Source organism: Streptomyces sp. ISL-99, from assembly GCF_018614005.1.
GTDB classification, from domain to species: Bacteria; Actinomycetota; Actinomycetes; order Streptomycetales; family Streptomycetaceae; genus Streptomyces; species Streptomyces flavidovirens.
The window spans coordinates 13,797-38,908 of the sequence record NZ_JAGGPC010000003.1 but is presented as its reverse complement, the minus strand read 5'-3'; the positions used below and the strand labels follow the sequence as shown (position 1 = coordinate 38,908).

Sequence of the window (25,112 nt, the reverse complement as noted above, 5' to 3'; positions counted from 1 at the left end):
GCCCCCACCACGGGCGCCGCCGTCCCGGCACGGGCGTGTCATTGGTCCGGGCCGGTTACTTCACCTCCAGGTTCAGGATGCGGTCGTCGCCCGGCTCCGGCGTGCCGCGGGTGTCCGTCTCGCTGGTGACCAGCCACAGCTTGTCGCCGCCGGCCGCCACCACCGTGCGCAGCCGGCCGTGCTCCTCCGCCAGGAACGACTCCGGGTCCGCCACCGGCTCCGTACCGTTCAGCGGAATCCGCCACAGCCGTTCACCGCGCAGGCCCGCCATCCAGATTGAGCCCTCGGCGTACGCGATCCCGCTCGGTGAGGCCTCGGACGTCTTCCACTGGGCGACCGGGTCGACGAACCCCTCCTCGCCGCCCTTGCCCTCGACCTCGGGCCACCCGTAGTTCTGGCCGGGGCGGATCTGATTGAGCTCGTCCCAGGTGTTCTGGCCGAACTCGGCCGCCCACAGCCGCTTCTCGCTGTCCCAGGCCAGGCCCTGGACGTTGCGGTGCCCGTACGAGTAGACGACCGAGTCCGCCTCCGGGTTGCCGTGCACCGGCTCGCCGTCCGGGGTCATCCGCAGGATCTTGCCGCCCAGTGACTTCTTGTCCTGGGCCAGGCCGGTGTCACCCGTCTCGCCCGTCCCGGCGTAGAGCATCTTGTCCGGGCCGAAGGCGATCCGCCCGCCGTTGTGGACCGTGCCCTTCGGGATGCCTCTCAAGATGGTGTCCGGCGCGCCCAGTTGCTGCCCGGCGGGCTTCTTCTCGTCGTACAGCATGCGGGCGATGCGGTTGTCGGACTCGGTGGTGAAGTACGCGTAGACCAGGTGGTCCGAGGCGAAGGAGGGCGAGACGGCCAGGCCCATGAGGCCGCCCTCCCCGGCCGGGGCGACCCCCGCCACGGTGCCGATCTCTGTCTTTTTGCCGCTCTCGCCGTCGACGCGGGTGATCGTCCCCTCGTCGCGTGAGGAGACCAGCAGATCGCCGTCGGGCAGCGCAGCGAGTCCCCAGGGCGACTTGAGGTCCTCGGTGAGGGTGCTCACCACCTTGACCGACCCCTTCGCGGGCGGCGGCTCGGCACGGGACCCGGACCCGGGCCGGGACGCGTCCCCCGAGGGCGACGCACTCGCGCCGCCCGTGGCCGTCGGAGCCGGCGCGTTCCCGTCCGCGCCGGAACACCCCGCGGTGAGCAGGAGAACGGCGGCAGCCAACACAGCTGTCACAGCAGGACGTTGCACGGTACGCATCCCTTCGACGGCCGGCAGTCTTCACCGGCAGCGGCTCTCACTCTTCATACACCGCTGGTGCGCCGCAGGTTCCCTTCTCGACCGGCCCGGTGATCGGGTCTTTGCGGCCGGGGGTCCGGGGGTTGCCCCCGGGGGAAGGGAGCCGCCGCTGGTGTGCCGCGGGTTCCCTTCTTGACCGGCCCGGTGATCGGGTCTTTGCTGGCAGGCCGGTGAGCGGGGCGGTCAGTCCCAGGAGCCGCGCGCCGGCGGCAGCTCCGCGATCTCCGCCAGGTCCTCCGCCGTCAGCCGCAGCGCCGCCGCCCTCGCGTTCTGTACCGCCCACCGCTCGCGCTTGGTCCCCGGCACCGGCACCACATGCCGGCCGCGCCCCAGCACCCAGGCCAGCGCCACCTGCGCCGGAGTGGCGCCGTGGCGCTCGGCGACCCGCCGCAGCCCGGCCACCACCGGCTGGTTCGCCGCCATCATCTCCGCCGTGAAACGCGGATGCCTGGCCCGTACGTCGTCCGGCTCGAAGCCCTGCCCCGGCTTGAGCGTCCCCGTCAGAAAGCCGTTGCCCAGCGGCATGGCGGCCAGAAAACCGACGCCCCGCGCCTCGCACCACGGCAACAGCGCCGCCAGTGCCTCCGGCGACCACACCGAAAGCTCGGCCTCCACCGCGCTCACCGGGAAGACCTGCTGCACCCGCTCCAGCTGATGAATCGTTCCGTCGTGCATCCGCGCCCCCGGACGCCGCGACGCCCGCGCCCCCACCGCGCACACCCCGAGAGCCCGCACCTTCCCCGCCCGCACCAGATCCGCCATCGCGCCCCAGGTCTCCTCGACCGGCACCTCCGGATCCGGCCGGTGCAACTGGTAGAGGTCGATCACATCGGTCTGCAGCCGCCGCAAAGAAGCGTCGCAGGCCCGCCGTACGTACCCCGGGCGCCCATTGGCGACGATGTGCTGATCACCGACGAGCAGCCCGCACTTGGTCGAGACGAACGCGTCGGCACGCCGCTCCCTGAGCACCCGCCCCAGCAGCAGCTCGTTGGTGAAGGGCCCGTACATGTCCGCCGTGTCGAGCAGGCTGCACCCCGCGTCGAGCGCCGCGTGCACGGTACGCACCGACCGGTCCCCGCGCTGCTGCGAGCCGGTGTACGCCCAGCTCATCGGCATGCATCCGAGGCCGATCGCGCCCACTTCGAGCGCTGCCGCACCGATTGTCCTGCGCTCCAACTCCCCGTACCCCTCCCTCTGCCGCTCCCAAAACTAACCTCTGCGTCACACGCCCCTTCGCATAGCCTCCTGACCATGACTTCAGATGTATGGCTCCCCGTCCCCGCCGCCGAGATACAGGGCCTTCCCGAGGGGTTCATCTACCGCTTCTGGGACGGTGGCCAGGACTTTCCCGCCGATCCCGCCGACTGTGCCTTCTATGTCGTCCCGTACATGAAGGGCACCGAGATCGCGGTGCGCCCGCTCGCCGCGATGACGTCCGTACGCGCGGTCCAGACGCTCTCCGCAGGCATCGACCACGTCGAGCCCGGCCTCGGGGACCTGCCCGCCGGCGTCCAGCTGTGCAACGCCCGAGGCGTCCACGAGGCCAGCACCGCCGAGCTGACCCTCGCACTGGTCCTCGCCTCGCTGCGGGGCATCCCCGGCTTCGTACACGGCCAGGACAAGGAGGAATGGCGGGCCGGTTTCTATCCCGCGCTCGCCGACAGGTCCGTCCTCATCGTCGGGTACGGCTCGATCGGCGCGGCCATCGAGGACCGGCTCACGCCGTTCGAGTGTGCGCGGGTGGCGCGCGTCGCGCGCTCTGCCCGTACAACGGAGCGCGGTCCGGTGCATCCACTGGCCGACCTGCCCGGACTGCTGCCCTCCGCCGATGTCGTGATCCTCTCCACGCCGCTCACGGAGGCGACGCAGGGCCTGGTGAACGCCGGCTTCCTGTCGCGGATGAAGGACGGGGCGCTGCTGGTGAACGTCTCGCGCGGCCCTGTCGTCGACACCAAGGCACTCCTCGCCGAGCTCGAATCGGGCCGGCTCCGTGCCGCCCTCGACGTCACCGACCCGGAGCCCCTTCCCGCAGGCCACCCCTTGTGGCAGGCGCCCGGCCTCCTCATCAGCCCCCACGTGGGCGGCAGTACTTCGGCCTTCATGCCGCGCGCCAAGCGCCTGATGGCCGGCCAGCTCACCCGCCTCGCCGCCGGGGAACCGCTGCACAACATCGTCCTCACCACGTCCTGAAAGGCCCGGGGAAAGACGCCGCGAACACACTCCGAAGCCACCCGAATGCGCGGCGTGCCGAAGACATCCCTGCTGGTCACGGAGAGTAGAGGGAGTATGTCCCTGAGTGACTGAATTGGTGTATCGTCCGGACCAAGGGGCTGCGCCGCGCATTATCACGGCGCTGGGGAGCGACCGGACTGTGAGGGGGCGACGGGCGATGTACGGCGAATGGACCAAGGATCCGACGCGGCAAGGCGATCGGCGACCACCCTCCTGCGATCCGGCGGTCACACCGGATCCGCGACCGCTCCTCGCTCCTCCGGTGCCCGGAGTGCCATGCGGCGGGGCGGTCCGGTGAGCGCCCCCGGCGCGCTCCTCGCCCGGCAGCAGGTGCCCGGCAGCGGGGCGAGCCTGCTCTCGCAGCTCGTCCTCACCCTGGTCTGCGGCGCCTACGCCGTCGGCTCGGCCCTCGGCTGGGGCTCTGCCGAAGTCGCACTGATCATGGGCGACTTCGGCCTCGCCGCCGCCGCTCTGGTCGCGGCGGTCTCCTGTTTCGTCTACGCACGCGCGCGTGAGAGCCGCTTTCGACCCGCCTGGCTGCTGTTCGGGGTCTCCTCCGCGATGGCGGCCTGCGGGAACGCCGTGTGGGGCTGGTACGAAGTGGTGCTGGACCGCGAGGTTCCCTCGCCGTCCCTGGCCGACCTCTTCTTCCTCTGCTTCGGCCCGCCCGCCATCGTCGGCCTGCTGGTCCTCGCCAAGCGCCCCGTCACGCGCGCCGGCTGGGTCTGCCTCGCGCTCGACTCCTGGCTCATCGGCGGCTCGCTGCTCACGCTCTCCTGGAGCCTCGCTCTCGCGCACACCGCGCACTTCCAGGCCGAGAGCACGGCCCACGCCGCGCTCTCCCTCGCGTACCCGCTGCTCGACATCGCGCTGGTCAGCATGGTGCTCGCGCTGCACTTCCGGCGCTCCAACGCCAACCGCACGGCGATCAACACCGCGATCGCGGCCCTCGCCACGACCGTGCTGTGCGACGCCCTGTTCACCTCGCCCCTGCTGCGCGAGAGCTACCGCTCGGGCCAGCTCCTCGACGCGGGCTGGTTCGCCGGCTCGCTGCTCCTCGCCTACGCGCCCTGGGGCGCGCGCCGCGCGGAGCAGTGGGGGGAGGGCGCGCCGTACAACCGGGGCACCCACAGCGCGGGCACGCGCCATGCGGCGGGCAGCCGTCCCATCGGCGGCTCACTGGCGGCCCTCACGCCGTACCTCGCCGCCGCCGTCTGCACGCTCGGCATCCTCTACAACGTCATCGAGGGCCGCCGCGTGGACCGGGTAGTGGTCCTCACCGGCTGCACGGTCGTGCTCGCACTGGTCGTACGCCAGGGCATCATGCTCGTCGACAACATCTCCCTCACCCAGGAACTGGCGCAGAAGGAGAACCACTTCCGCTCCCTGGTGCAGGGATCGAGCGACGTCATCATGATCGCCGCCCCCACCGGCATACTGCGTTACGTCAGCCCGGCCGCGTCCGGCGTCTACGGACGTGACGCCGAGGATCTCATCGGGTCCGAGCTCGCCTCGCTGATCCATGCGGAGGACCTGGGCAGAGTCGTCCACGAAGTACGCCGCTTTCTGGCCGCGCCTCCCGCCGAGGAGCCGACGACCCGCATCGAGTGCCGCTTCAAGTCGGGCACGGGGGAGTGGCTCAATGTCGAGTCGACCGTCAACCGGCACCAGGGCGGCCTGATCTTCAACTGCCGGGACGTGACGGAAAGAGTCCGCCTCCAGGCACAGCTCCAGCACAACGCCGAACACGACCCGCTCACCGACCTGCCCAACCGCGCCCTGTTCACCGCGCGCGTCCGCCAGGCCCTCAGCGGCCGCCGCGTCGGCGATCCCGGCACGGCCGTGCTCTTCATCGACCTCGACGGCTTCAAGGCGGTGAACGACACCATCGGCCATCAGGCCGGCGACGAGCTGCTCATCCAGGCGGCCCGCCGCCTCCAGGAATCCGTACGGGCGGGTGACACCGCGGCCCGGCTCGGTGGCGACGAGTTCGCCGCACTGATCGTCGGCGAGGGCTCCCGGGACCAGGCCGCCCGCGAAAGCCAGGTCCACGAGATCGCCGACCGGCTGCGCCTCACGCTCTCCCAGCCGTACCGGATCGACGGCAACGAGGTGCGCGTCGCCGCGTCCATCGGCGTCGCCTTCGCCGAGCCCGGCATCAGCCCCACCGACCTCATGCGCAACGCCGACCTCGCCATGTACCGGGCGAAGGCGGCCGGCAAGGACCGGGTCGAGCTGTACGCGCCGCAGATGCAGGCCGAGGTGGTCCGCAGGGGCGAACTGGCCACCCGGCTGCGCACCGCCCTCCACGACGGCGAGTTCGCGCTGCTCCACCAGCCGGTGGTGAGCCTGACCACCGGCGAGGTGGCCTCCGTCGCCGCCCAGGCCCGCTGGCGGTCCACCCAGGGCATCCTCTTCACGCCCGCCGAGTTCCTGCGGGTGGCCGAGACCGGCGAGGCTCAGGAGGGTGCCCGCACGGCCGAGCTGGGGCGCTGGCTCCTCGAGCAGGCGGTCGAGCAGGCGGCGGAGCGCAACCGGGCGGGCCACGAGGTGCCCGTGACGGTCCGGCTCTCGGCTCGCAGGCTGGTGGACAAGAGCTTGCCGCTCGGCTCCATCGAGGCCCTGCTCACCCGGCACGGCCTGCCCTCGGGCTCGCTCATCATCGAGCTGGCCGACAGCGACCCGCGGATCTCCTTCGATGAGCTCGAGCGGCGCCTGGTGGCGCTGCGCAGGCTCGGGGTGCGGATCGCGCTGGACGGGTTCGGCAGCGGTTACGCCGCCATCAACGCGCTGCGTCGGCTCCCCATCGACGTACTGAAACTGGACCGCGGCCTGGTCGAGGGCGTCGTCGAGTCCGCCCGGCTGCACAAGATCACCAGTGGGCTGCTGCGGATCGCGTGCGACCTCGGGATGCAGTCCGTGGCCGACGGCGTGGACGTGCCGGAACAGGTGACCGCCCTGCGCGCCATGGGGTGTACGCATGGGCAGGGGATGGCGTTCTCCGGACCGCTCGACGAGTACCGGCTGCGGCGGGCACTGGTGCGCGGTGAGTTCCCGGTGCCGGGCGGGGCGGCGGCCCTGCCCGTCCTGGCGGGCGGATCGGGTGGATCACTTCCCGTGCGCCATGTGGGCACGAACGGAAGCGAAACGATCACACGCCCTCCGATGCGCTCAAATAGTGAGACGCCCGTCCCACCTACTTGACAGGCACTGGCCGCCGGAGGGAGGGTCAGTGCCATGCGCACCCGAATTCTCGTACTTGGAAAGCGCGTCGGCTGAAGCAGAGCACGCACATGCAGCTCTGCAGACCGCACCGGCGCGCTCCCCTCGCTTGCCTCACGGCACGGGGGGTTTTTTGTTGCACTGGCACTTCCCAAACCCTCGTAAATCCCTCAGCTTCGAGAAGAGAATGCCGATGACCGAGCAGGCCTCCGGGGCCCACCATCCGCAGCCGCGGCCCCGCAACGGCGGACACCACGCCACCACTGTCGAGCACGTGACGGGCGCCCAGTCGCTCATCCGCTCCCTCGAGGAAGTGGGGGCCGACACGGTATTCGGCATTCCCGGCGGCGCCATCCTGCCGGCGTACGACCCGCTGATGGACTCCACGAAGGTCCGCCACGTCCTGGTCCGCCACGAGCAGGGCGCCGGCCACGCCGCGACCGGTTACGCGCAGGCCACCGGCAAGGTCGGCGTGTGCATGGCCACTTCGGGGCCCGGCGCCACGAACCTGGTCACGCCGATCGCCGACGCCCACATGGACTCCGTCCCCATGGTCGCGATCACCGGTCAGGTCGCCTCCAAGGCGATCGGCACCGACGCCTTCCAGGAGGCGGACATCGTCGGCATCACCATGCCGATCACCAAGCACAACTTCCTCGTCACCAAGGCCGAGGACATCCCGCGCACCATCGCCGAGGCGTTCCACATCGCCTCGACCGGACGCCCGGGCCCCGTCCTGGTCGACATCGCCAAGGACGCCCTCCAGGCGAAGACCACCTTCAGCTGGCCGCCCACGCACGACCTGCCCGGCTACCGCCCGGTCACCAAGCCGCACGCCAAGCAGATCCGCGAGGCCGCCAAGCTGATCGTCCAGGCCAAGCGACCCGTCCTGTACGTCGGCGGCGGCGTCATGAAGGCCAACGCCACCGCCGAGCTGAAGGTCCTCGCCGAGCTCACCGGCGCCCCCGTCACCACCACCCTGATGGCGCTGGGCTCCTTCCCCGACAGCCACCCGCTGCACGTGGGAATGCCGGGCATGCACGGTGCGGTCACCGCCGTCACCGCGCTGCAGCGGGCCGACCTGATCGTCGCCCTCGGAGCCCGCTTCGACGACCGCGTCACCGGCAAGCTGGACAGCTTCGCCCCGTACGCCAAGATCGTCCACGCCGACATCGACCCGGCCGAGATCGGCAAGAACCGCGCCGCGGACGTGCCGATCGTCGGTGACGCCCGCGAGGTCATCGCCGACCTCGTCCAGGCCGTCCAGGCCGAGCACACCGAGGGCAACACCGGCGACTACGCGGCCTGGTGGAACGACCTCAACCGCTGGCGCGACACCTACCCGCTCGGCTACGACCTGCCGGAGAACGGCCAGCTGTCCCCGCAGCAGGTCATCCAGCGCATCGGCCAGCTCGCCCCCGAGGGCACCATCTACGCCGCGGGCGTCGGCCAGCACCAGATGTGGGCCTCGCACTTCATCCAGTACGAGCAGCCCGCCACCTGGCTGAACTCCGGCGGCGCGGGGACGATGGGGTACGCCGTCCCGGCCGCCATGGGCGCCAAGGCCGGCATGCCGGACCGTACGGTCTGGGCCATCGACGGCGACGGCTGCTTCCAGATGACCAACCAGGAACTGACCACCTGCGCGCTCAACAACATCCCGATCAAGGTCGCCGTCATCAACAACGGCGCGCTCGGGATGGTCCGCCAGTGGCAGACCCTCTTCTACAACCAGCGCTACTCCAACACCGTGCTGCACAGCGGCCCGGACGCCGACGGCAAGCAGCCGAGCGCGGGCACCCGCATCCCGGACTTCGTGAAGCTGTCCGAAGCCATGGGCTGCCACGCGATCCGCTGTGAGGACCCGGCCGATCTCGACAAGGTCATCGCCGAGGCCAATGCCATCAACGACCGCCCGGTCGTGGTCGACTTCATCGTGCACGAGGACGCCATGGTCTGGCCGATGGTGGCCGCCGGCACCTCCAACGACGAGGTCATGGCCGCCCGCGGGGTGCGCCCCGACTTCGGCGACAACGAAGACGACTGAGCAGACGAGAGAGAGAATTGAAGCCCATGTCCAAGCACACCCTCTCCGTCCTGGTCGAGAACAAGCCGGGCGTCCTCGCCCGGATCACGGCCCTGTTCTCCCGCCGCGGGTTCAACATCGACTCCCTCGCGGTGGGCACCACCGAGCACCCCGAGATCTCACGCATCACCATCGTGGTCAACGTGATCGAGGCCCTGCCGCTCGAACAGGTGACGAAGCAGCTCAACAAGCTCGTCAACGTCCTGAAGATCGTCGAACTCGAGCCCAGCGCCGCGATCCAGCGCGAGCTCGTCCTCGTGAAGGTGCGCGCCGACAACGAGACGCGCTCGCAGATCGTCGAGATCGTCCAGCTCTTCCGCGCCAAGACCGTCGACGTCTCCCCGGAGGCCGTGACCATCGAGGCCACCGGCGGCGCCGACAAGCTCGAAGCGATGCTCAAGATGCTGGAGCAGTTCGGCATCAAGGAGCTCGTCCAGTCCGGGACGATCGCCATAGGGCGCGGCTCCCGGTCGATCACCGACCGCAGCCTGCGGGCCCTCGACCGCTCGGCCTGACCAAGCTCCAAGCTTCCGTCCCGCTGTTCGCATAGCGAGACCCGAAATCCTTCATTCCGCCCCCCGCCGTACGGTGGGACGCACAACCAGCACACAAGGAGAATCCCAGTGGCCGAGCTGTTCTACGACGACGATGCCGACCTGTCCATCATCCAGGGCCGCAAGGTCGCGGTGATCGGCTACGGCAGCCAGGGCCACGCCCACGCGCTGTCGCTCCGTGACTCGGGTGTCGACGTCCGCGTCGGTCTGCACGAGGGCTCCAAGTCCAAGGCGAAGGCCGAGGAGCAGGGCCTGCGCGTGGTCACTCCGGCGCAGGCCGCCGAAGAGGCCGACGTCATCATGATCCTGATCCCGGACCCGATCCAGGCCCAGGTCTACGAGGAGTCCGTCAAGGACAACCTGAAGGACGGCGACGCGCTGTTCTTCGCCCACGGCTTCAACGTCCGCTTCGGCTTCATCAAGGCCCCGGCCGGCGTCGACGTCGCGCTCGTCGCCCCCAAGGGCCCGGGCCACCTGGTCCGCCGCCAGTACGAGGAAGGCCGCGGCGTTCCGGCGATCGCCGCCGTCGAGCAGGACGCGACCAGCAACGCCTTCGCACTGGCCCTCTCGTACGCCAAGGCCATCGGCGGCACCCGCGCGGGCGTCATCAAGACGACCTTCACCGAGGAGACCGAGACCGACCTGTTCGGTGAGCAGGCCGTGCTCTGCGGCGGTGCGTCGGCGCTCGTGAAGGCGGGCTTCGAGACCCTGGTCGAGGCCGGCTACCAGCCGGAGATCGCGTACTTCGAGTGCCTCCACGAGCTGAAGCTGATCGTGGACCTCATGTACGAGGGCGGCCTGGAGAAGATGCGCTGGTCGGTCTCCGAGACCGCCGAGTGGGGCGACTACGTCACCGGCCCGCGCATCATCACGGACCAGACCAAGGCCGAGATGAAGAAGGTCCTCGCCGAGATCCAGGACGGCACGTTCGCCAAGAACTGGATGGACGAGTACCACGGCGGTCTGAAGAAGTACAACGAGTACAAGACGCAGGACTCCGAGCACCTGCTGGAGACCACCGGCAAGGAGCTCCGCAAGCTCATGAGCTGGGTCGACAACGACGAGGCGTAAGTCTCGAACGAGGGGCCGCGGCGTATCGCCGCGGCCCTTCGCGCACAACTGGACAGAACGTCCAGCCACGGACGGGTGATCCTTCCGTTGAGGCGGAAGACCACCTACCCAGCGCCACTAGACTGCTTCTTACATAACGCGTCAGGCCCACAGCGTCGTGCGTCTTCCACGCGGCTAGCCCCTCCACCGCCTGCGGCCGTCGGGACGGCCGTCCGCAAAGGACCAGTGAGGACTCACGTGAGCTCGAAACCTGTCGTACTCATCGCTGAAGAGCTGTCGCCCGCCACAGTCGACGCCCTGGGCCCGGACTTCGAAATCCGGCACTGCAACGGCGCCGACCGGCCAGAGCTCCTGCCGGCCATCGCCGACGTGGACGCGATTCTCGTCCGCTCCGCCACCAAGGTCGACGCCGAGGCCATCGCCGCGGCGAAGAAGCTCCGCGTCGTCGCCCGTGCCGGTGTCGGCCTCGACAACGTCGACGTCTCCGCCGCCACCAAGGCCGGCGTCATGGTCGTCAACGCGCCGACGTCCAACATCGTCACCGCCGCCGAGCTCGCCTGCGGCCTGCTCGTCGCCACCGCGCGCAACATCCCGCAGGCCAACACCGCCCTGAAGAACGGCGAGTGGAAGCGCTCCAAGTACACGGGCGTCGAGCTGAGCGAGAAGACCCTGGGCGTCGTCGGCCTCGGCCGCATCGGTGTCCTGGTCGCGCAGCGCATGTCGGCCTTCGGCATGAAGATCGTCGCGTACGACCCCTACGTGCAGCCCGCGCGCGCCGCCCAGATGGGCGTCAAGCTGCTCTCGCTCGACGAGCTGCTCGCGGTGTCCGACTTCATCACCGTGCACCTCCCCAAGACCCCCGAGACGCTCGGCCTCATCGGCGACGAGGCGCTGCACAAGGTCAAGCCCGAGGTCCGGATCGTCAACGCCGCCCGTGGTGGCATCGTTGACGAGGAGGCGCTGTACTCCGCCCTCAAGGAGGGCCGGGTCGCCGGCGCGGGCCTCGACGTGTACACGAAGGAGCCCTGCACCGACTCCCCGCTGTTCGAGCTCGACCAGGTCGTCTGCACGCCGCACCTCGGCGCCTCGACCGACGAGGCGCAGGAGAAGGCGGGCATCGCGGTCGCCAAGTCCGTGCGCCTCGCGCTCGCCGGTGAGCTCGTGCCGGACGCGGTCAACGTCCAGGGCGGTGTCATCGCCGAGGACGTACGCCCCGGTCTGCCGCTCGCCGAGAAGCTCGGCCGGATGTTCACCGCGCTCGCGGGCGAGGTCGCGGTGCGTCTCGACGTCGAGGTGTACGGCGAGATCACGCAGTACGACGTCAAGGTGCTCGAACTGTCCGCCCTGAAGGGTGTGTTCGAGGACGTCGTCGACGAGACTGTGAGTTACGTCAACGCGCCGCTCTTCGCGCAGGAGCGCGGCGTGGAGGTCCGCCTCACGACGAGCTCGGAGTCCCCGGACCACAAGAACGTCGTGACCGTGCGCGGCACGCTCTCCGGCGGCGAGGAGGTCTCGGTCTCCGGCACGCTGTCGGGCCCCAAGCACCTCCAGAAGATCGTCGGGATCGGCGAGCACGACATCGACCTGACGCTGGCCGACCACATGGTCGTCCTGCGCTACCAGGACCGTCCCGGTGTCGTCGGTACGGTCGGCCGCATCCTCGGTGAGGGTGGCCTCAACATCGCGGGCATGCAGGTCTCGCGCGCGGACCAGGGCGGCGAGGCGCTGGCCGTTCTCTCCGTGGACGACACGGTTCCGCCGGCGGTCCTCTCCGAGATCGCCGACGAGATCGGCGCGGCCTCGGCCCGCTTCGTGAACCTGGCCGACTGACCCGGCTCGTTTTCCCGCCCGTGCCCGGGACGCACGGATGTCTCGTACGAAGAAGGTGTACGAGACGTCCGCGTCCCGGGCACGGTGCTGTCCGGTCCGTATGTCCCTGCCAGGGGGGCGAAGGAAGGGCAGCGCGAGACCGGAGGGGCGCTCAGCCGCCAGTCGTCAGCACACCCACAGGCCGTCTGCCTTGTCGTTGTTGGCGCTGCCGACGTAGGAACTGGACGACGGGGCGGTGGACGTCCACAGGCGGACCCAGGAACTGCCCGACCAGTTGTAGACAGTGGTCTGGGTGCCCCGCGTCTGGTTGTTGTGCCAGGACGTCGTCTTGTCGTTGAAGCCCCAGTTGGCGAGGTTCTCGAAGTTGCAGTCCGACCAGGTCAGCCGGCGGCCTTCGAAGCTCTGGTGCTCGTAGAGACACGTCCAGGCGTAGCTGCAGTTCGGCGATCCGAGGGTGCCGACGGGCTCGTTGACGGCGCGGGCCTGCTTCTCACCCGGTAACGGGAACGTCATGACGGCCTTGCCGCCGCGCCAGGCGACCTGGTTGACGCCGATCTGCTTGCCACCGGGCGTGGCGGCGAGCTGCTTGTCGATCTGCTTCTGGAGTCCCGCAACCTCGCTCTTGCTCAGCCCGGCCTGTTTCACCTCGGACGCGATCTTGGATTCGAGCGTGGTCGACGCGGAGGTCGGGCCGGCCAGGCCCAGAACTGCCATCGCTCCCGCTGTGGTGGTGACGGCGAGCTTGGTTCTCATGCGCATAGGAAGTGCGTTCCCTTCGCTCACGTCGCTCCAGGCTGTCCGGAGCGACGCAAACGCTAGTGACGCGGCCGGTGAGCCTCCAGAGGCTTTCTGGTCGTACGCCCCCTTGCGCGGCGGAAGTCACGGTCGCCGGGCGCGGCGGCGACGTGGTCGAGGGGAGGGCCGCAGGTCGGCGGGCGGGTCGCCGTGCCGCGCGAGGGGCGGCGCTGTGCAGAGCCGGTTCCTCCGTGGCCGCCCGCCGGTGCTGCTTGACGCGTACAGGGCCCGTAATGAGTCAACTCGTGATCGAGACGCCCATCGGGCGGCGCCGACGTGTAGGGTCCGCGACTTCGTGAGCACTGGCTCCTGCAGAAACGCCGGAATCCGGGCGTAGTGAGCACTGGTGGCCGCGGCGGAACGTGAGCAATCGGCGGTTCCTTCTCGGTCAAGCCGGTGACGGCCTGTGAGGTAGGCATGGTCTTGGGGATCCCTGGCTTCGATAACCGGGTTGACCGGCTATGCAGGGAGACGGCCGGCTCGTTCGCGAGCCAGCTGTGCTTTGACAAAGCCGTGCCTCTCATGCGGCTCGGCTGCTATGGCAGCCCCCGACCTCCCGAAGGACAGGCCCCGATAGGGGGAGCCCACCCTAGGATGCGCGCCCGGGGGCGTACGCCTGGAGCGAATATCCCGTCCTCAATGCGCCGCTGACAATTCGCCACCTCAACGAATAGCGTCACGGTGTGCTGTCGGCTGGGGGCTCTGTCACGTGGCTCGATTCGAGAAGTCCCGCAGCTGATGACGGTACGCCGACGTGTAGCACAGGGGGAGTTGTGAGCGGCAACCAACGTCGACGACAGTCTGAAGGCAACCCAAGACCGGGAGGCCGGCCCGACAATCGGCGCACGGCCGGGCAGCTGAGAGAGCGAGCGGCTCGGGAGTTCACCGCCGCAGGGGAGCGCGGGCTGGCTGGTGTCCCGATCGGAGGGGAGACTCAGCCAGCGTACGTCCAGTTTCTTGAGGGGGGCCTCGACGAACTGATGGCGGATCCAAACCCCGAAGCCGGGCTACCGCAAGCCATCAACAACCTTGAGGGCTTCACCGCGGGCCTGGCCACCGAGACGCGGCGTCGCAGTCTGGCTGACGTCAGCATGGCCGTGTTCACCCTGGTCAAGAGGAACACCTGCCCCCTATGGCCATTCTGCTGATCCAGAAAGAAGGCCGCCATGGCTGCAGACGACGATGCAGCGGCAGTGGAGCGGCGGAAGCAAGCCCTCACAGCGGCGTCGGAAACGAGTAAGCACGTTCTGACGCTGACGACCGCAGTCGTCACTATCACGATTAGCCTGGCCAAGGACATTACCACCAGGGCCGCGCCCTCGGATTTGCTGTGGCTTCAGATGGCCTGGCTGGCCCACGCCATCTCCGTGCTGGCCGGAGTCGCTACACTCCTGGCCCTCGCTGGCACCCTTAGTGAGGGCGACAGCACAAGGTCAATCTACTCACCGAACATTCGGCTGCCAGCAGCTATGCAGATGGCTTTCTTCGCCTTCGGCGTGGTTCTCGTCGTTATCTTTGGTGTTCTGGCCGCATAGCACGCTCCGCCAGCCAATGGCGGCCAATGAGGAATGGGGGAGGCTCATGTCTCTAGCAGAGGTTCCGTTCGAGAAGCGTAAGTTGTTTACCGTGGACCAAGCGGGGGCACTTTCGGAAAATGAGAGGATGGTCATGAGGGCAGCGCTTCAACTGAAGCGTCAACACAACCTCAACATGATGAATGGCATGAATCAGATACCTTGCTACTTCACCAAAGCTCTGCCCTTCATGGCCTCTGGGGCAACCGATCACAAGTTCGCCGTTTGTCAAGTACATCGGAATTTTCTGGGATCCCTTGTGGTGATCGTTTCCCGTTTGCTTGCATTGGTTATCGGTTGGTCAGCGCACGAGGCTGCTCTGCGCTCCCTCATCCACGCAAGGAGCGCGCCTTGCCACTGCCACTGATCGTCGGCGCTGTTGTGCTGGCGGGCGGAGCGATCGGGACGGCTATCACCGTCCACCGACTCAAGCGCCCAGCAAAGATCATCCTGCTCGGTGAAGGGATGAGCGGCAAGACCACCCTGTTGAACACCTGGCAGGGCAGGTGGGACGCGCCGGTGCACCGGACCCATCCAGCGGGAGAATTCATCGGAAAGATCCGGTTGGACACGGGGAAGAAGATTCTCTGGATCGACAAGCCGCTCAAGTTCAGGAACGTCAAGGACTTCAGTGGCATGGACGAGATCCTCGACGCCTCTCAGAACGGCGTAAAGGCGGCCCAATACATCCTCTACCTCATCAAGGCGCCCCACCTCGAAGCGGACGAGGAGGCTCCCGGAGCGTCCGTTCCATATGAGCGGCTGACCGCAGACGTCGCCCGCATCAAGAGATACATCACCAAGGTCGAAAGGGTCATTTTCGTCGTCACTTTCACCGATAAGGACTCCCGGTACGACCTGTTGGGTTCGGCCGCTTACCTGACTCGTGTGCGCGGGCAGCTCAGCGACCTGATCAGCATGCTTAACATGCGTGAGGAGACCAGGGTGGTGGCCGGGAGCCTCGCTACTTTGGAATCCGCCGAACTCCTGGCGGGCGAAGTCATTCAGGCAATGCTGTGAGCGTCCATCTGCGGCTGGTCTACGCCGAATACGAGAGCGGCGAGCCGCCCTTCGTCTGGCTCGACGGGGAGCGCCAGAGACCCGAGGAGAAGCGACGGGCGATCCGCCTGATCAGTGGGCTAAGCAGGAAAGGAAAGCACCGCCGCGGCGAGCCGGGGCTGGCAATCCGTCTTGGTGACTCGCTGTTGATCCAGACAACGGTCGGGCTCGGTCATGACAACGGTGGGTCACAGGGTGCCGTCATGGTCGTCAAGGGCCTCGGCTCCGGCGCGGATTGGGAGGCCGCCGTCACCGAGCGGATAGCCGAAGTACTGCGGGACGGCCGGATCACTGTGGACCGCGAGAAGTTCCGCTCTGTTCTGGAATGGGGTGCCCAATCGAGGGCCAAGGAGGCGACGCAGGCGCTGAAGGGAAAAGGGGGAACCCTGTTCGCGGCGGCCAAGACGAGAATGACACGAACAGAAGAAAAGGCGGCCTTGGCGAAAATGCGCATTCCGGAGGAACTGGCCGATCGGCTGATGACCGTCTCCCGGGAGGACTTCGTCCGCATCTCTGACGACGATCCGGAGAGGCTCCGCGACCATCGAATCACGATCGTCCCGGTACCGCTGTTCGGCCGATGGAAGCAGTTCCCTGAACTACGGGAGACCGTCCTGTATCCCGATCAGGCGTATGTGCGCGATCGTGATTCCGGCTACCGATATGCGGCGGTGGACAACGCGATTCAGGGGACGGCACTGCGGAAATGTCGGCTTGCACTCAAGGTATGCAAGGAGCTCGGCGCCAAGTCGCTGTACGTCATAGAGTCCCGAGCGGATTCCGGAAGCTTCAGCGTCGGCAATGAGTACACCGCTCAGGCGCGGGCCGAACGGGCGGGGGAGGTGCATAAGAAGCTGCCGAAGGCGAGCCTGTCAATCGAGGAGCAGAGTTCGCTCCACCTCGCTGCCCAGCTACGGCACGATCTGAAGGTGACCATCGAGGCAGAGGGGAACTGGCCCGGCCACGCGCCTTCGATCGCGGGAGCCCTGAGCGTCCTGGAAGGATACGATCCGAGCGACGTCGAAGATCTGCGGATCTTCATCGAGCAGCGAGATGGAGCGTACAACGTGAGCACGAGCCTTTCGCTCGTGGTCAATCTCCTCAGCGAGCTGAACCGTGATTTTGATCTGTTCTACAAGACCGCCGCCGGTCTTGAGGCTACGCTCGGGCACCAGCAGGCCAAGGCTGAGATGAGCATGAGTAACACATTCAAGGTGCAGTTCGAAAGAACGAGGATGGTCTCCCTCTCACTCAAGGTCGAGTTCTGAATGCGGAGATTCGTCGCCCAGGGTTTCGGCGTAGTCGCGTGACCTCCGGTTTGTTATCACGTGAGTCCGAGTAGTGCGAGCGGTCGGTGAGCGTCGCGGGCGCTGCGGCGGCGATGTTGGTCACGCCGACGAGTTTCAAGGCGCTGATGGCCAGGTTGCCATAGGTGACCATGGCGCGCGGTACGTTGCCGATCCGACGGCTGATCACTCTTGGTGAAGACGGGCTGCGTCGGCGATGCGGAGAATTTCGGCAGCTTCGCGGAGGAACTCCTGTCCGCGTTCGGTGGCGGCGAGGGGTCTGACGGAGCGGTCGATGATCTGGAAGCCAACTGCCTCTTCGACACCGATGACTCGTTGGCGGAGTGCGCTGTCGGTCCCGGCGCCGTCGCTTCGGGCCGCGGCGGCGAAGCTGGGGTGGCCGGAGATCTGGGTGATGGCTCGCAGCCGGTTGAGGGCTTGCGAGTTCATGACTACTTTGCGCATGTCCTCGGACAAGGGGCGGTGAAGGTGCAGGTGTCCGACGGCGTTGTAGCACTGCCCTCCAGCGGGGCGGATCGTGATGCCCCAGGCTTTGGCCATTCTGGTGAGGTGGTAGTGGGTGACGCGGCGTTCGCGGGCGAGGTTGGCGATGTCGCGTTGGCGTTCGACGTACTCGTGGTGGAGCCATTCGCGGGTGATGTCAGGGCGGTCCGGAATTCGTCGTGGCCGGGGGCGGAGTGGGATGCCGTCTTGCCGGAGGAGCCGGCGGACTGTGTCGGGGCTGCAGGACGCCAGGTTGGCGATGTGCGTGAGTTCCAGTTTCTGGTTTACGTAGAGGTCGTGGAGTCGGTCCGGGGCGAGAATGCCTTCGCGGGTCTTGGCCGTTCTCACGGTCCGTGCGCTGAGGTGCTTGCCGATCACGTCGCTGGGGGTGGCTGCGCCGGTCGCCGTGAGGTCGCAGTAGAGGCGGACGTGTTCTGTGGCCAGGCCGAGGGCACCGGCGGTCTCGCGGACGGTGCCGGACGTTGCGAGCAGGTCGCGGAACTCGTCCTCGACGATGTCTGCGGGGGAGAGGCCGGGCCATCGGACGGCGGTCACCCAGGCATCGGGTGGTTCCCAGGTGACGGGTTCGATGATCTTGTGGTGGGTGAGGTTGTCCTTGGCCTGCCGGCGGAGGAACGAGCGGAGGGCGCGGGGCGCATGGAACCGGAACTCCGAGCAGTGCCATGCGAATCGGTAGGACGCCCCTTCGGGCGGGGGATGAACCTCGCCGGTCAGCAGCATCAGGAGATACGCACGCATGAGGAGGACGCGATGCTGCTGACCGGGATTCCAGCCCTGCTGGGCGCATAGCCATGTATATGCATCGAGATCGAGGGTGACTGTGGCGCTGGTGAAGGTGGCTCGCCGTCTGGCGTAGTCGATAGGGGAGCCGTGCTGGTCCAAGGCGCGGGCGAGTTGGGCCAGTGTGGATGCCAGTGGGGTCAGATCGTGATCGAGGTAGAGGCGTCGTTCGATGCTGTCGCGGTCGGTGTTGATCTCCTGGTTGCCCAGGAGCGGGCCGACACGTTCGAAGTTCAGCTGGGGCGGTCCGCCGGGAAGCAGGAGGAAGCTGCTGCAGCCGCGGCGGAACGTGCCCGCGCGGGGGTCTTTGCTGTTCTTGGGCCGTGGGAGCAGGCGCATCGTCCATCCGGGCCAGAGCATCGCAGGGATCATGGCCGCCCGGCGGGTGATGGCGTCGGCGGGGAGGTCCGGCCAGCGTGGTCGGGGGCTGGCACTGGCATAACGAAGTCGGGCGTGCAAGGTGGCGCGGGGGTCGAGCTTGGCCAGCACGCGCCCGACCAGCTCGGGACCGCTCCAGGTCCATCGGCCGGCCATCGCGCCGATGTTGTTCTTCGAGGCTTTCAGCAGTGAGCGGTCGGCTTCGAGGATCCACTCGAAGAGTGCCTCGTGGTCGGCATGGCCGGGGTGGAGGGCGATGCGGGCCAGTGCGGTGCCGACGGCGGCGTTGTGGGCGTCGTGCCCGACGTCCTCGCTGGTCAGTTGCGGTAGCTCTCCGCCGCATTCGGCCACCACGGTGTGTACGACTTCCGGCGCCCGGTCCGCGATGGTGTGCAGACCTCGCAGAATGCGCCAGGCCAGGGCGTAGAGCTGCTTGACCTCGGCCAGCGCGGTCGGCCGTGCGGCCGGTTCGCCGTTCAGCAGGGTGGTGATGTGCTGCTGGGCGGCCAGTACGAATCCCGAGGCGGGCAGCGGGGTGGCCAGGGCCTGCGTAAGGTCAGCTCCGCAGGCCGCTCTGAGGCCGAGACTGCTGTGGGCCCGCGTGCAGGCGCCTGTTGCGCGGGGGCCGAGCCGTCTTGCCTTCCAGGGGTGCGGGGGCTGATGGCAGTCGGGACAGAAGTCCAGCAGCAGTGTGTGGTGGGTGGTGCAGGCGAAAGCCCACGGGAGGCGCCAGAAGACCGGCCCGCGGCCGGCGTTATCGCCCAGGCACCCAGGACAGTAGCGGGCTCGGCTTCCGCTGAATCTCCAGGCCGGTGGTCTGCTCAGCTTGCGCCGGTCGGGCAGGATCGCCACTGCCAGTCCGTCGTAAGGTTCGAGCGTCATGCTGGTGAGTGCCTGCCGTTCGACGCCGGTGGCCCGCTCCAAGGCAGCCGCTTCGTCGGCGGTGAGCCGTAGCGCGAGGTGTGACGTGCGGGCGCCGGGCATCCCGGCGGCTTCGAGGAAGACGCTGTCGGTGACGCGTAGGCGCCGGGCGTAGGCGCCGATCCAGCTCTCCAAGGCCTCGCCGGCCACTGGCGGACCACGAGGGGGATGCGGTCGGGAGTCCAGAGTGTCACGCCGGCCGCTTCAGGGACGGTGAGCGCAGACCGGGCCGCGTGGTCAAAAGCCCTGCCTTGATCGCGGCATCGAGTTCCAGGCGGGCCTCCTCCGCCGCCGCGTCGTTCTTGACCCCGTTCATCAGGTCTTCGTCAAGGCGCTCGTGACCGCGGCGGATCGCCCGCAGACAGCCGCGGTTGATCAGCGACATCAGCGAGGCGAAGTGCCCGGTCGAGCGGGCGTAGAGGTAGTCCGAAAGATCCTCGGCCAGCATGCCGGGGAACTTCTCCGCGAGGACCAGTTGCTGTTCGATCGTCTTCAGCAGCGTCCTCCACTCCAGACGGCCCTGCTCGCTTTCGACATCGAAAGGCCGCAGGGTCAGCGGGGTGGTGCGGCGCCCGAACTGGGCGAAGAGAGAGTCTCCGTGGCCCATGCCTTCCTTGAGGATGCCGCGGTGCTGGACTCCGACACCCACATAGATCAAAGTGACCGGGAAGACGTTCGACAGATACTTCAACTGGTTGGCCATCCTGGCCGAGTTGGTTCTCGAACCCGCCAGGAAGTGGACATCATCCACGATGATCGCGGTGGTCTTCATGCTCAGCACCGCATCGACGGCCCGCTCGGCCAGAGTGTCGGCGTCCCCGGTGACCGGCAGGCCGTAGAAGCGGCAGATCGAGGCATTCAGTCCGCGGATCTGCGTGTTGCCGCTCAAAGCGATGTAGATCACCGGGACCCTGCGGTCCCCGCTGGGCGTGGTCTCCCCTCGCAGGGCGACCTGCTTGCGGTAGAGGCCGCAGCCGTAAGCCCGCACGGCCGTACTCTTCCCCAGCCCTGGATAGGCGTCCACCAGCGCGGCCGGCTTGGTTTTGTCGCCGTCGTGCCGGTTCGACTCCACGATTTCCGCAAGCTCATCGTGCAGGGCGAGGAGTTGGGGCGTGTCGATCGGGCCGATGTTGGCGTGCCAGACCTCCCGCCCGTCGTTGTGCACCAACAGATCCCGCGGCGAGAGGTTGGCGAGTTGGGCCCGGGTGAGTTGCTTGGGCTTGATGCGGTCCGGGCCGTTGACCTCCTGCAGCCAGCCTGGAAGCCGGGTGGGCGAGTACTGGCGGTCGTCGCCTTCGAACGGCGCGAGGCGCTCGGCCGCACTCAACGGCTCTCCCAGATGTCGGCGTAGTACTCATCCTCATCGACCAGGCCCGCGGTCTCCTCGTCTGCCGGGGCTGCCTCGCATTCCTCGTCCTCGTCATCGTCCCCGCCCAGGTCCTCATCCGCAGACGCAATCACCTGCAAATCCGGTGCTGCCTGGTGGCCCGCTCCCGCGTCCGGCGAACTGAGCGCTGCCAGACGGCGCACGGAGGGGAGTTCGGCGATCTCGTCGTCTTCGGGGCCGCCTTCGCCGACCAGCCGCAGACGGTCCTGCGACAAGCGCACCGCCATGCGCCGCTCGGACCGATCCTCGGTCAGCCCGGCACCCCAGCGTTCCAGCAACTCGATCAAGGCGCGCTTGGTGTCCGGGAAACGATGCGTCTTGGCCGCGATCCGGCGTGCGTACTTCAACGCTTCCAGGCTAGCCGGCCCGTTCAGGGCCGGGGCGTGCTCCCAGCCCAGGGTGTGCCACAGGTGAGGCTGCTTCGGATCCTGGAAGTAGATCTTTCTGATGTCGGCGCGATCCACGGCGACGGGCCATTTGCCGGCGTGCTCGCCGCGGTGCGGGCTGATCTGATTGCGGTAGGCGTCGAGCCCGTCGCCGTTGTAACGGAGCCCGTTGATCTCCACCCCGTAGTGGTGGATGGGGCACCACTCCTCTTCCAGGAACTCGAACGCGAGGCCCGGCCTGGACGGGATGCGCAAGGGCCCCGCCCGGTTCACCCCGTGCTCGAACATCTCCAACGGGCTCAGCTTCAGACCCGGGATCTCCGGGACCGTCAGCCCTCGGTGGTGCCGCCTGTGATAGATCAAAGTGATCCACTCGCGGATGATCATCTCAAGCTCGTCCAGGAAGAAGTACGCCTCGTCCTCCACCTTCTCTCCCCGGCTGTGCACGTCCGGCCCCTTGTAGCCGGGAAGTGCCGCCAGTAGCCCCTGGTTCAACGTTTTGAACCACCGCTCCACCGGCTTGTCGGTCGGCGTATAGGGGCGAGCCGGCTGCAGGGAGATGTCGAGCTTCGCGCTCACGCTCGCGATGTGGTTCGAGACGTAGATCTTGCCGTGGTCGTAGATGATCGTCTCCGCCGCGACTGCGGGCAGCAGCGGCTGGCCGTGCGCGTCCACCAGCTTCTCCGCGTCGAACACCACCGTGGAAGGAACCCCGCAGTACGGAAGCGGCTCGCCCGTTCCGGCAGACGACACCTCCCGCGGTCGGATCGTCTCGAACAGGACACCGGCCACGTCGGTCGACTTCGTCGATACCGGCGTCAGACGCAACCCGGTGATCACCTTGCTGTAGAGGTCCATCGCGACCGTGAGCTCGCACTGCACCCACCGGCACGTCACCGGCTCCATCGCGAAGACATCCAGACTGTTGGTGTCCAACACGATGTACTCACCCGGCCGCGTCGCACGCAGTCTGCCGAAGACCCCCTGCGGACGGTTCGCAATTGACCGCTTCCCCTTCGTGCTGCCATCGAACGCGTTCGTCCCCCGGCTGAGCTCCTTCAGCAGTGCGTACCCGTTCGTCTGCTTCGGAATGCTCACCACACCGGGGCCGTACTCCTTGACCACACGCTCTTCGATCTCCATCAGCACCAGACCACGAACGGGCCGGCTGGACTTCTTCAGGCTCCCGATCACCGAGCGCGCCATCTCCAACCAGCGCGGATCCACGCGGTCCAGCACGCTTGTGTGCTGGCGCTTGCTCACCAGGCCCGCTGGCCCCGACTCCTCCACCAGTGCCACCCACCGGCGCACCGTGGTCACGCTGACGCCGAGTTCCGCAGCCTTTGCCTCGTACCGGTGCATCAAGGGCACTCCCGGCGCGTAGTCAGGTCGCGGTTCACCCTCCAATGCCATCTCAGCAGAGCCCAACCGGTAGCTGGATCGCACCTCCTGGACATGCCGGAACCGGGTGGTGAGCGCATCGTCCTCCGCGGTGCTGAGCTCACCCAGCGTCGCTGTGACCGCCGGCTGTGCAGGTGGCGCTTCCACCAGGAACTCGGTGGAGGGATGGGCCATCAGCACCGACAGATCGATCTGCCGCCACGTGGGACGGCCTTCCGCCGAGATCTGCTGCAGGAGAATACGGCGGCCTTCGATCTCCGCGATGGTGAACTGCTCGCCGTCATAGGTCAGCGACAGGCCTGTCCGAAGCGGTGTAGTCCAGGTGTTCACGCGGACCTCCGCAGTACCCAGTCGCCACTCAGCGGACGAGACAGATCGGTGGTCAGCCGTCCTGACCACACCAGGGCCAGCAAAGGCGGTCGTGCCTCGTAGTCGGGGCGCCCGGCTGCCAGACGACGCTCAGCGTCCGCAAGCTGGTCTCCGTCCCGCACCGTCTGCCAGGCCCGCTCGATATCGGCCTCGGGGACCACCCCAGGTCGGCGGTATGCCGCCAGGAAGCGGACATTCTCCAAGAGCACGCGATCCGCCCCGGACCAGATCTCGTACTCCCAGCCATGCCGCTCGATCAACTCTCCGGGCCAGGCCAATGCCTCCACAATCTTCGGATCGGCAAGCCGGTCGGCTGGCTTGACGTTGACCACGCGTACTGTCCCTGACGCCATGACCAGCAGAAAGTCCGGAACATGCCGACGAACGCGATCCCGGACCCGGGCCGTCAGATGACATGGCTGGGCGTAAATCTCACGTACCGCAGGATCCATGTCGGCCAGGAGCAGCCGGGCTAACTCCAGCCGGCTCTCGTAGACGACGGGCCCAGCCATCGTCGTTGATGCGTATCGCCCCGAGTAGTGCGTCTGGCCGTGCACGGAGCGAAAACTCCGCCAGGGCACCGACCAGGTGAAATCCGCCAACCGCAGATCCGAGAAAGGGACCTTGCGCACCGACGTGTCGTCGTACCGGATCGACGCCGTGGTCGGCGCACTCTTCTTGCCGGATCGCATTGGAATCTGAACGACCATAGGAGCGAACGTAGTTACTGATCGCAGTCAGTGCCCACGGAATGGCGAAAATGCCCAATCGCTGTCCATTTCGTATGGGCAGTGTCCATCAAAATGCGGAACCTACACGACGTCACAGACGGGCGGCCTTGAGGGACATGTGGAGCAGCAGCCGGTCCTCGCCGTTGTGGAGGTCGAGACCGGTGAGCTGTTCCACGCGGGACAGGCGGTAGTAGAGCGTCTGGCGGTGGATGTTCAGGGCGCTCGCGGTGCGGCCCGCCTGGCCGGCGCAGTCCAGGAAAGCCTCCGCCGTGCGGGCCAGTTCGGCGTGCGCGGGTTCGAGGAGGGGGCGTACGGCGGGGTCCACCGGGTGGCCGGGCCCGCTGTCGGGGAGTGCGGCCAGCAGGCGGTACGGACCGATGCCCGACCACTGGGCGACCGGGCCGAGGTGGGGGCGGGCCAGGGCCGCCCGCGCGGCGGCGGAAGCCTCGCGCCATGCGCCCGGCAGGTCGTCCAGTGCCCGTACGGGGTTGCCGATGCCGACGACCGGGCCGGCTGAGGTGAGCAGGTTGGCGGCTGCCTGGTGAGCGGGGGAGAGGTCGGTCTGCGTACGGATCCTGATCAGGGCGGCGAGGCGCGGCCCGGCCGGGCCCGGCACCGGCAGGAGGCACAGCGCGGCCGCCCCGGGGACCGTACGTACACCCGGCGCGGGATCCGTCCAGGGGGCGACGCACAGCAGGGCGTACGGTCCCGAGTCGCCCAGCGCCGCACCCAGCGAGTCCAGCGCGGCGGAGCGGCTGTCGGGGGAGTCCGAGGTCAGCAGGGTCAGCAGGTGGGGGCCGAGGTCGGCGCGGGCGCGGGCTTCGTCGGCGAGCAGCTCACCGATCCTGGCGCAGACCGCCATCGCCGAGGCGGGGACGGGCCCGGGCGGACCGCCCTCCCCGGCGAGCAGCCACACGTAACCGTGGACGATGCCCCGATGCCGTACCGGCAGGCAGAGCCGGCCGCGCAGCACGCCCGCGGCGGGGTCGGCGGGGATGTACACCGGCGCTTCCGCGGTCGCGATGCCGAACTTCTCGAACCAGGCGCGCACCTCGGCCGTCGAGCGGCGGGTGAGGATGGAGCGCGTACGGACGGGGTCCAGGGTGGTTTCGTCGAAACCGCTGCCGCTGTCGTGCGCGCCGAACGCGATCAGGCGAAAATCGCGGTCCTCCAGCGTCGCGGGGGCGCCGAGCAACGCCGAGATCTCGTCGACCAGGTCCTGGTAATCGCCTTTCACGTTTCCCATTCTCGC

Annotated in this window: 17 protein-coding genes; 9 read left to right on the top strand and 8 right to left on the bottom strand. The window is 68.0% G+C overall.

Features of this window, described 5'->3' with window-relative positions; translation table 11 throughout:
* Positions 1-55 precede the first annotated feature (55 nt).
* A complete protein-coding gene (locus J7E91_RS01520) occupies positions 56-1,234 on the bottom strand; it encodes a sorbosone dehydrogenase family protein (RefSeq protein WP_214898421.1) in 1,179 nt (392 codons plus the stop codon).
* Between the two features lie 222 nt (positions 1,235-1,456).
* Positions 1,457-2,449 carry an aldo/keto reductase gene (locus J7E91_RS01515; protein ID WP_214898419.1) on the bottom strand — a complete coding sequence of 331 codons (993 nt, stop codon included), beginning with the start codon at positions 2,447-2,449 and terminating at the stop codon, positions 1,457-1,459.
* Positions 2,450-2,524: 75 nt separating this feature from the next.
* Between J7E91_RS01515 and J7E91_RS01510 the strand changes: the two genes are divergently transcribed.
* From J7E91_RS01510 to serA, 6 genes are all read left to right on the top strand, one after another.
* Complete coding sequence (locus J7E91_RS01510) at positions 2,525-3,463, top strand: 2-hydroxyacid dehydrogenase (RefSeq protein ID WP_214898417.1); 939 nt, start codon at positions 2,525-2,527, stop codon at positions 3,461-3,463.
* 336 nt (positions 3,464-3,799) lie between these two features.
* Positions 3,800-6,709, top strand: a complete 2,910-nt coding sequence (locus J7E91_RS01505; protein ID WP_214898415.1) for a bifunctional diguanylate cyclase/phosphodiesterase — start codon at positions 3,800-3,802, stop codon at positions 6,707-6,709.
* Between the two features lie 205 nt (positions 6,710-6,914).
* On the top strand, positions 6,915-8,774 hold the full coding sequence (locus J7E91_RS01500; RefSeq protein WP_214898413.1) for an acetolactate synthase large subunit: 1,860 nt from the start codon (positions 6,915-6,917) through the stop codon (positions 8,772-8,774).
* A gap of 26 nt (positions 8,775-8,800) precedes the next feature.
* Positions 8,801-9,328, top strand: coding sequence for an acetolactate synthase small subunit (gene ilvN / locus J7E91_RS01495; protein ID WP_028813778.1), 528 nt, complete (start codon positions 8,801-8,803; stop codon positions 9,326-9,328).
* 108 nt (positions 9,329-9,436) lie between these two features.
* A complete protein-coding gene (gene ilvC, locus J7E91_RS01490) occupies positions 9,437-10,438 on the top strand; it encodes a ketol-acid reductoisomerase (RefSeq protein ID WP_214898411.1) in 1,002 nt (333 codons plus the stop codon).
* A gap of 237 nt (positions 10,439-10,675) precedes the next feature.
* Positions 10,676-12,268, top strand: coding sequence for a phosphoglycerate dehydrogenase (gene serA, locus J7E91_RS01485; RefSeq protein WP_214898409.1), 1,593 nt, complete (start codon positions 10,676-10,678; stop codon positions 12,266-12,268).
* Between the two features lie 165 nt (positions 12,269-12,433).
* On the opposite strand, the gene J7E91_RS01480 is transcribed toward serA, so the two are convergent.
* A complete protein-coding gene (locus J7E91_RS01480) occupies positions 12,434-13,021 on the bottom strand; it encodes a peptidase inhibitor family I36 protein (RefSeq protein WP_251015030.1) in 588 nt (195 codons plus the stop codon).
* Positions 13,022-14,229: 1,208 nt separating this feature from the next.
* Here J7E91_RS01480 and J7E91_RS01475 point away from each other — a divergent pair.
* From J7E91_RS01475 to J7E91_RS01465, 3 genes are all read left to right on the top strand, one after another.
* Positions 14,230-14,598, top strand: a complete 369-nt coding sequence (locus tag J7E91_RS01475; RefSeq protein ID WP_214898405.1) for a hypothetical protein — start codon at positions 14,230-14,232, stop codon at positions 14,596-14,598.
* A 390-nt stretch (positions 14,599-14,988) separates the two neighbouring features.
* Positions 14,989-15,657 (top strand): hypothetical protein, encoded by a 669-nt coding sequence (locus J7E91_RS01470; RefSeq protein ID WP_214898403.1) that lies wholly within the window; start codon positions 14,989-14,991, stop codon positions 15,655-15,657.
* A complete protein-coding gene (locus J7E91_RS01465; RefSeq protein ID WP_214898401.1) occupies positions 15,654-16,964 on the top strand; it encodes a hypothetical protein in 1,311 nt (436 codons plus the stop codon). Before J7E91_RS01470 ends, J7E91_RS01465 begins: the two co-directional genes overlap by 4 nt.
* Positions 16,965-17,168: 204 nt before the next feature.
* Here the strand turns inward: J7E91_RS01465 and J7E91_RS01460 are convergent, their stop codons facing one another.
* From J7E91_RS01460 to J7E91_RS01440, 5 genes are all read right to left on the bottom strand, one after another.
* Positions 17,169-19,736 carry a TniQ family protein gene (locus tag J7E91_RS01460; protein ID WP_214898399.1) on the bottom strand — a complete coding sequence of 856 codons (2,568 nt, stop codon included), beginning with the start codon at positions 19,734-19,736 and terminating at the stop codon, positions 17,169-17,171.
* A 40-nt stretch (positions 19,737-19,776) separates the two neighbouring features.
* Positions 19,777-20,913, bottom strand: a complete 1,137-nt coding sequence (locus tag J7E91_RS01455; protein WP_214898397.1) for an ATP-binding protein — start codon at positions 20,911-20,913, stop codon at positions 19,777-19,779.
* Positions 20,910-23,090 (bottom strand): helix-turn-helix domain-containing protein, encoded by a 2,181-nt coding sequence (locus J7E91_RS01450; RefSeq protein WP_214898395.1) that lies wholly within the window; start codon positions 23,088-23,090, stop codon positions 20,910-20,912. Before J7E91_RS01450 ends, J7E91_RS01455 begins: the two co-directional genes overlap by 4 nt.
* Positions 23,087-23,839, bottom strand: a complete 753-nt coding sequence (locus J7E91_RS01445; protein ID WP_251015029.1) for a TnsA-like heteromeric transposase endonuclease subunit — start codon at positions 23,837-23,839, stop codon at positions 23,087-23,089. Before J7E91_RS01445 ends, J7E91_RS01450 begins: the two co-directional genes overlap by 4 nt.
* A gap of 112 nt (positions 23,840-23,951) precedes the next feature.
* Complete coding sequence (locus tag J7E91_RS01440) at positions 23,952-25,106, bottom strand: CdaR family transcriptional regulator (protein WP_214898392.1); 1,155 nt, start codon at positions 25,104-25,106, stop codon at positions 23,952-23,954.
* Positions 25,107-25,112: the final 6 nt, after the last annotated feature.

Bases quoted from the DNA above. Each gene is read 5' to 3' on its own strand.
- J7E91_RS01520 (WP_214898421.1), bottom strand. From the start codon at position 1,234: ATGCGTACCGTGCAACGTCCTGCTGTGACAGCTGTGTTGGCTGCCGCC.
- J7E91_RS01510 (WP_214898417.1), top strand. From the start codon at position 2,525: ATGACTTCAGATGTATGGCTCCCCGTCCCCGCCGCCGAGATACAGGGC.
- J7E91_RS01500 (WP_214898413.1), top strand. From the start codon at position 6,915: ATGCCGATGACCGAGCAGGCCTCCGGGGCCCACCATCCGCAGCCGCGG.
- ilvN (WP_028813778.1), top strand. From the start codon at position 8,801: ATGTCCAAGCACACCCTCTCCGTCCTGGTCGAGAACAAGCCGGGCGTC.
- J7E91_RS01480 (WP_251015030.1), bottom strand. From the start codon at position 13,021: ATGAGAACCAAGCTCGCCGTCACCACCACAGCGGGAGCGATGGCAGTT.
- J7E91_RS01475 (WP_214898405.1), top strand. From the start codon at position 14,230: ATGGCTGCAGACGACGATGCAGCGGCAGTGGAGCGGCGGAAGCAAGCC.
- J7E91_RS01445 (WP_251015029.1), bottom strand. From the start codon at position 23,839: ATGGTCGTTCAGATTCCAATGCGATCCGGCAAGAAGAGTGCGCCGACC.
- J7E91_RS01440 (WP_214898392.1), bottom strand. From the start codon at position 25,106: ATGGGAAACGTGAAAGGCGATTACCAGGACCTGGTCGACGAGATCTCG.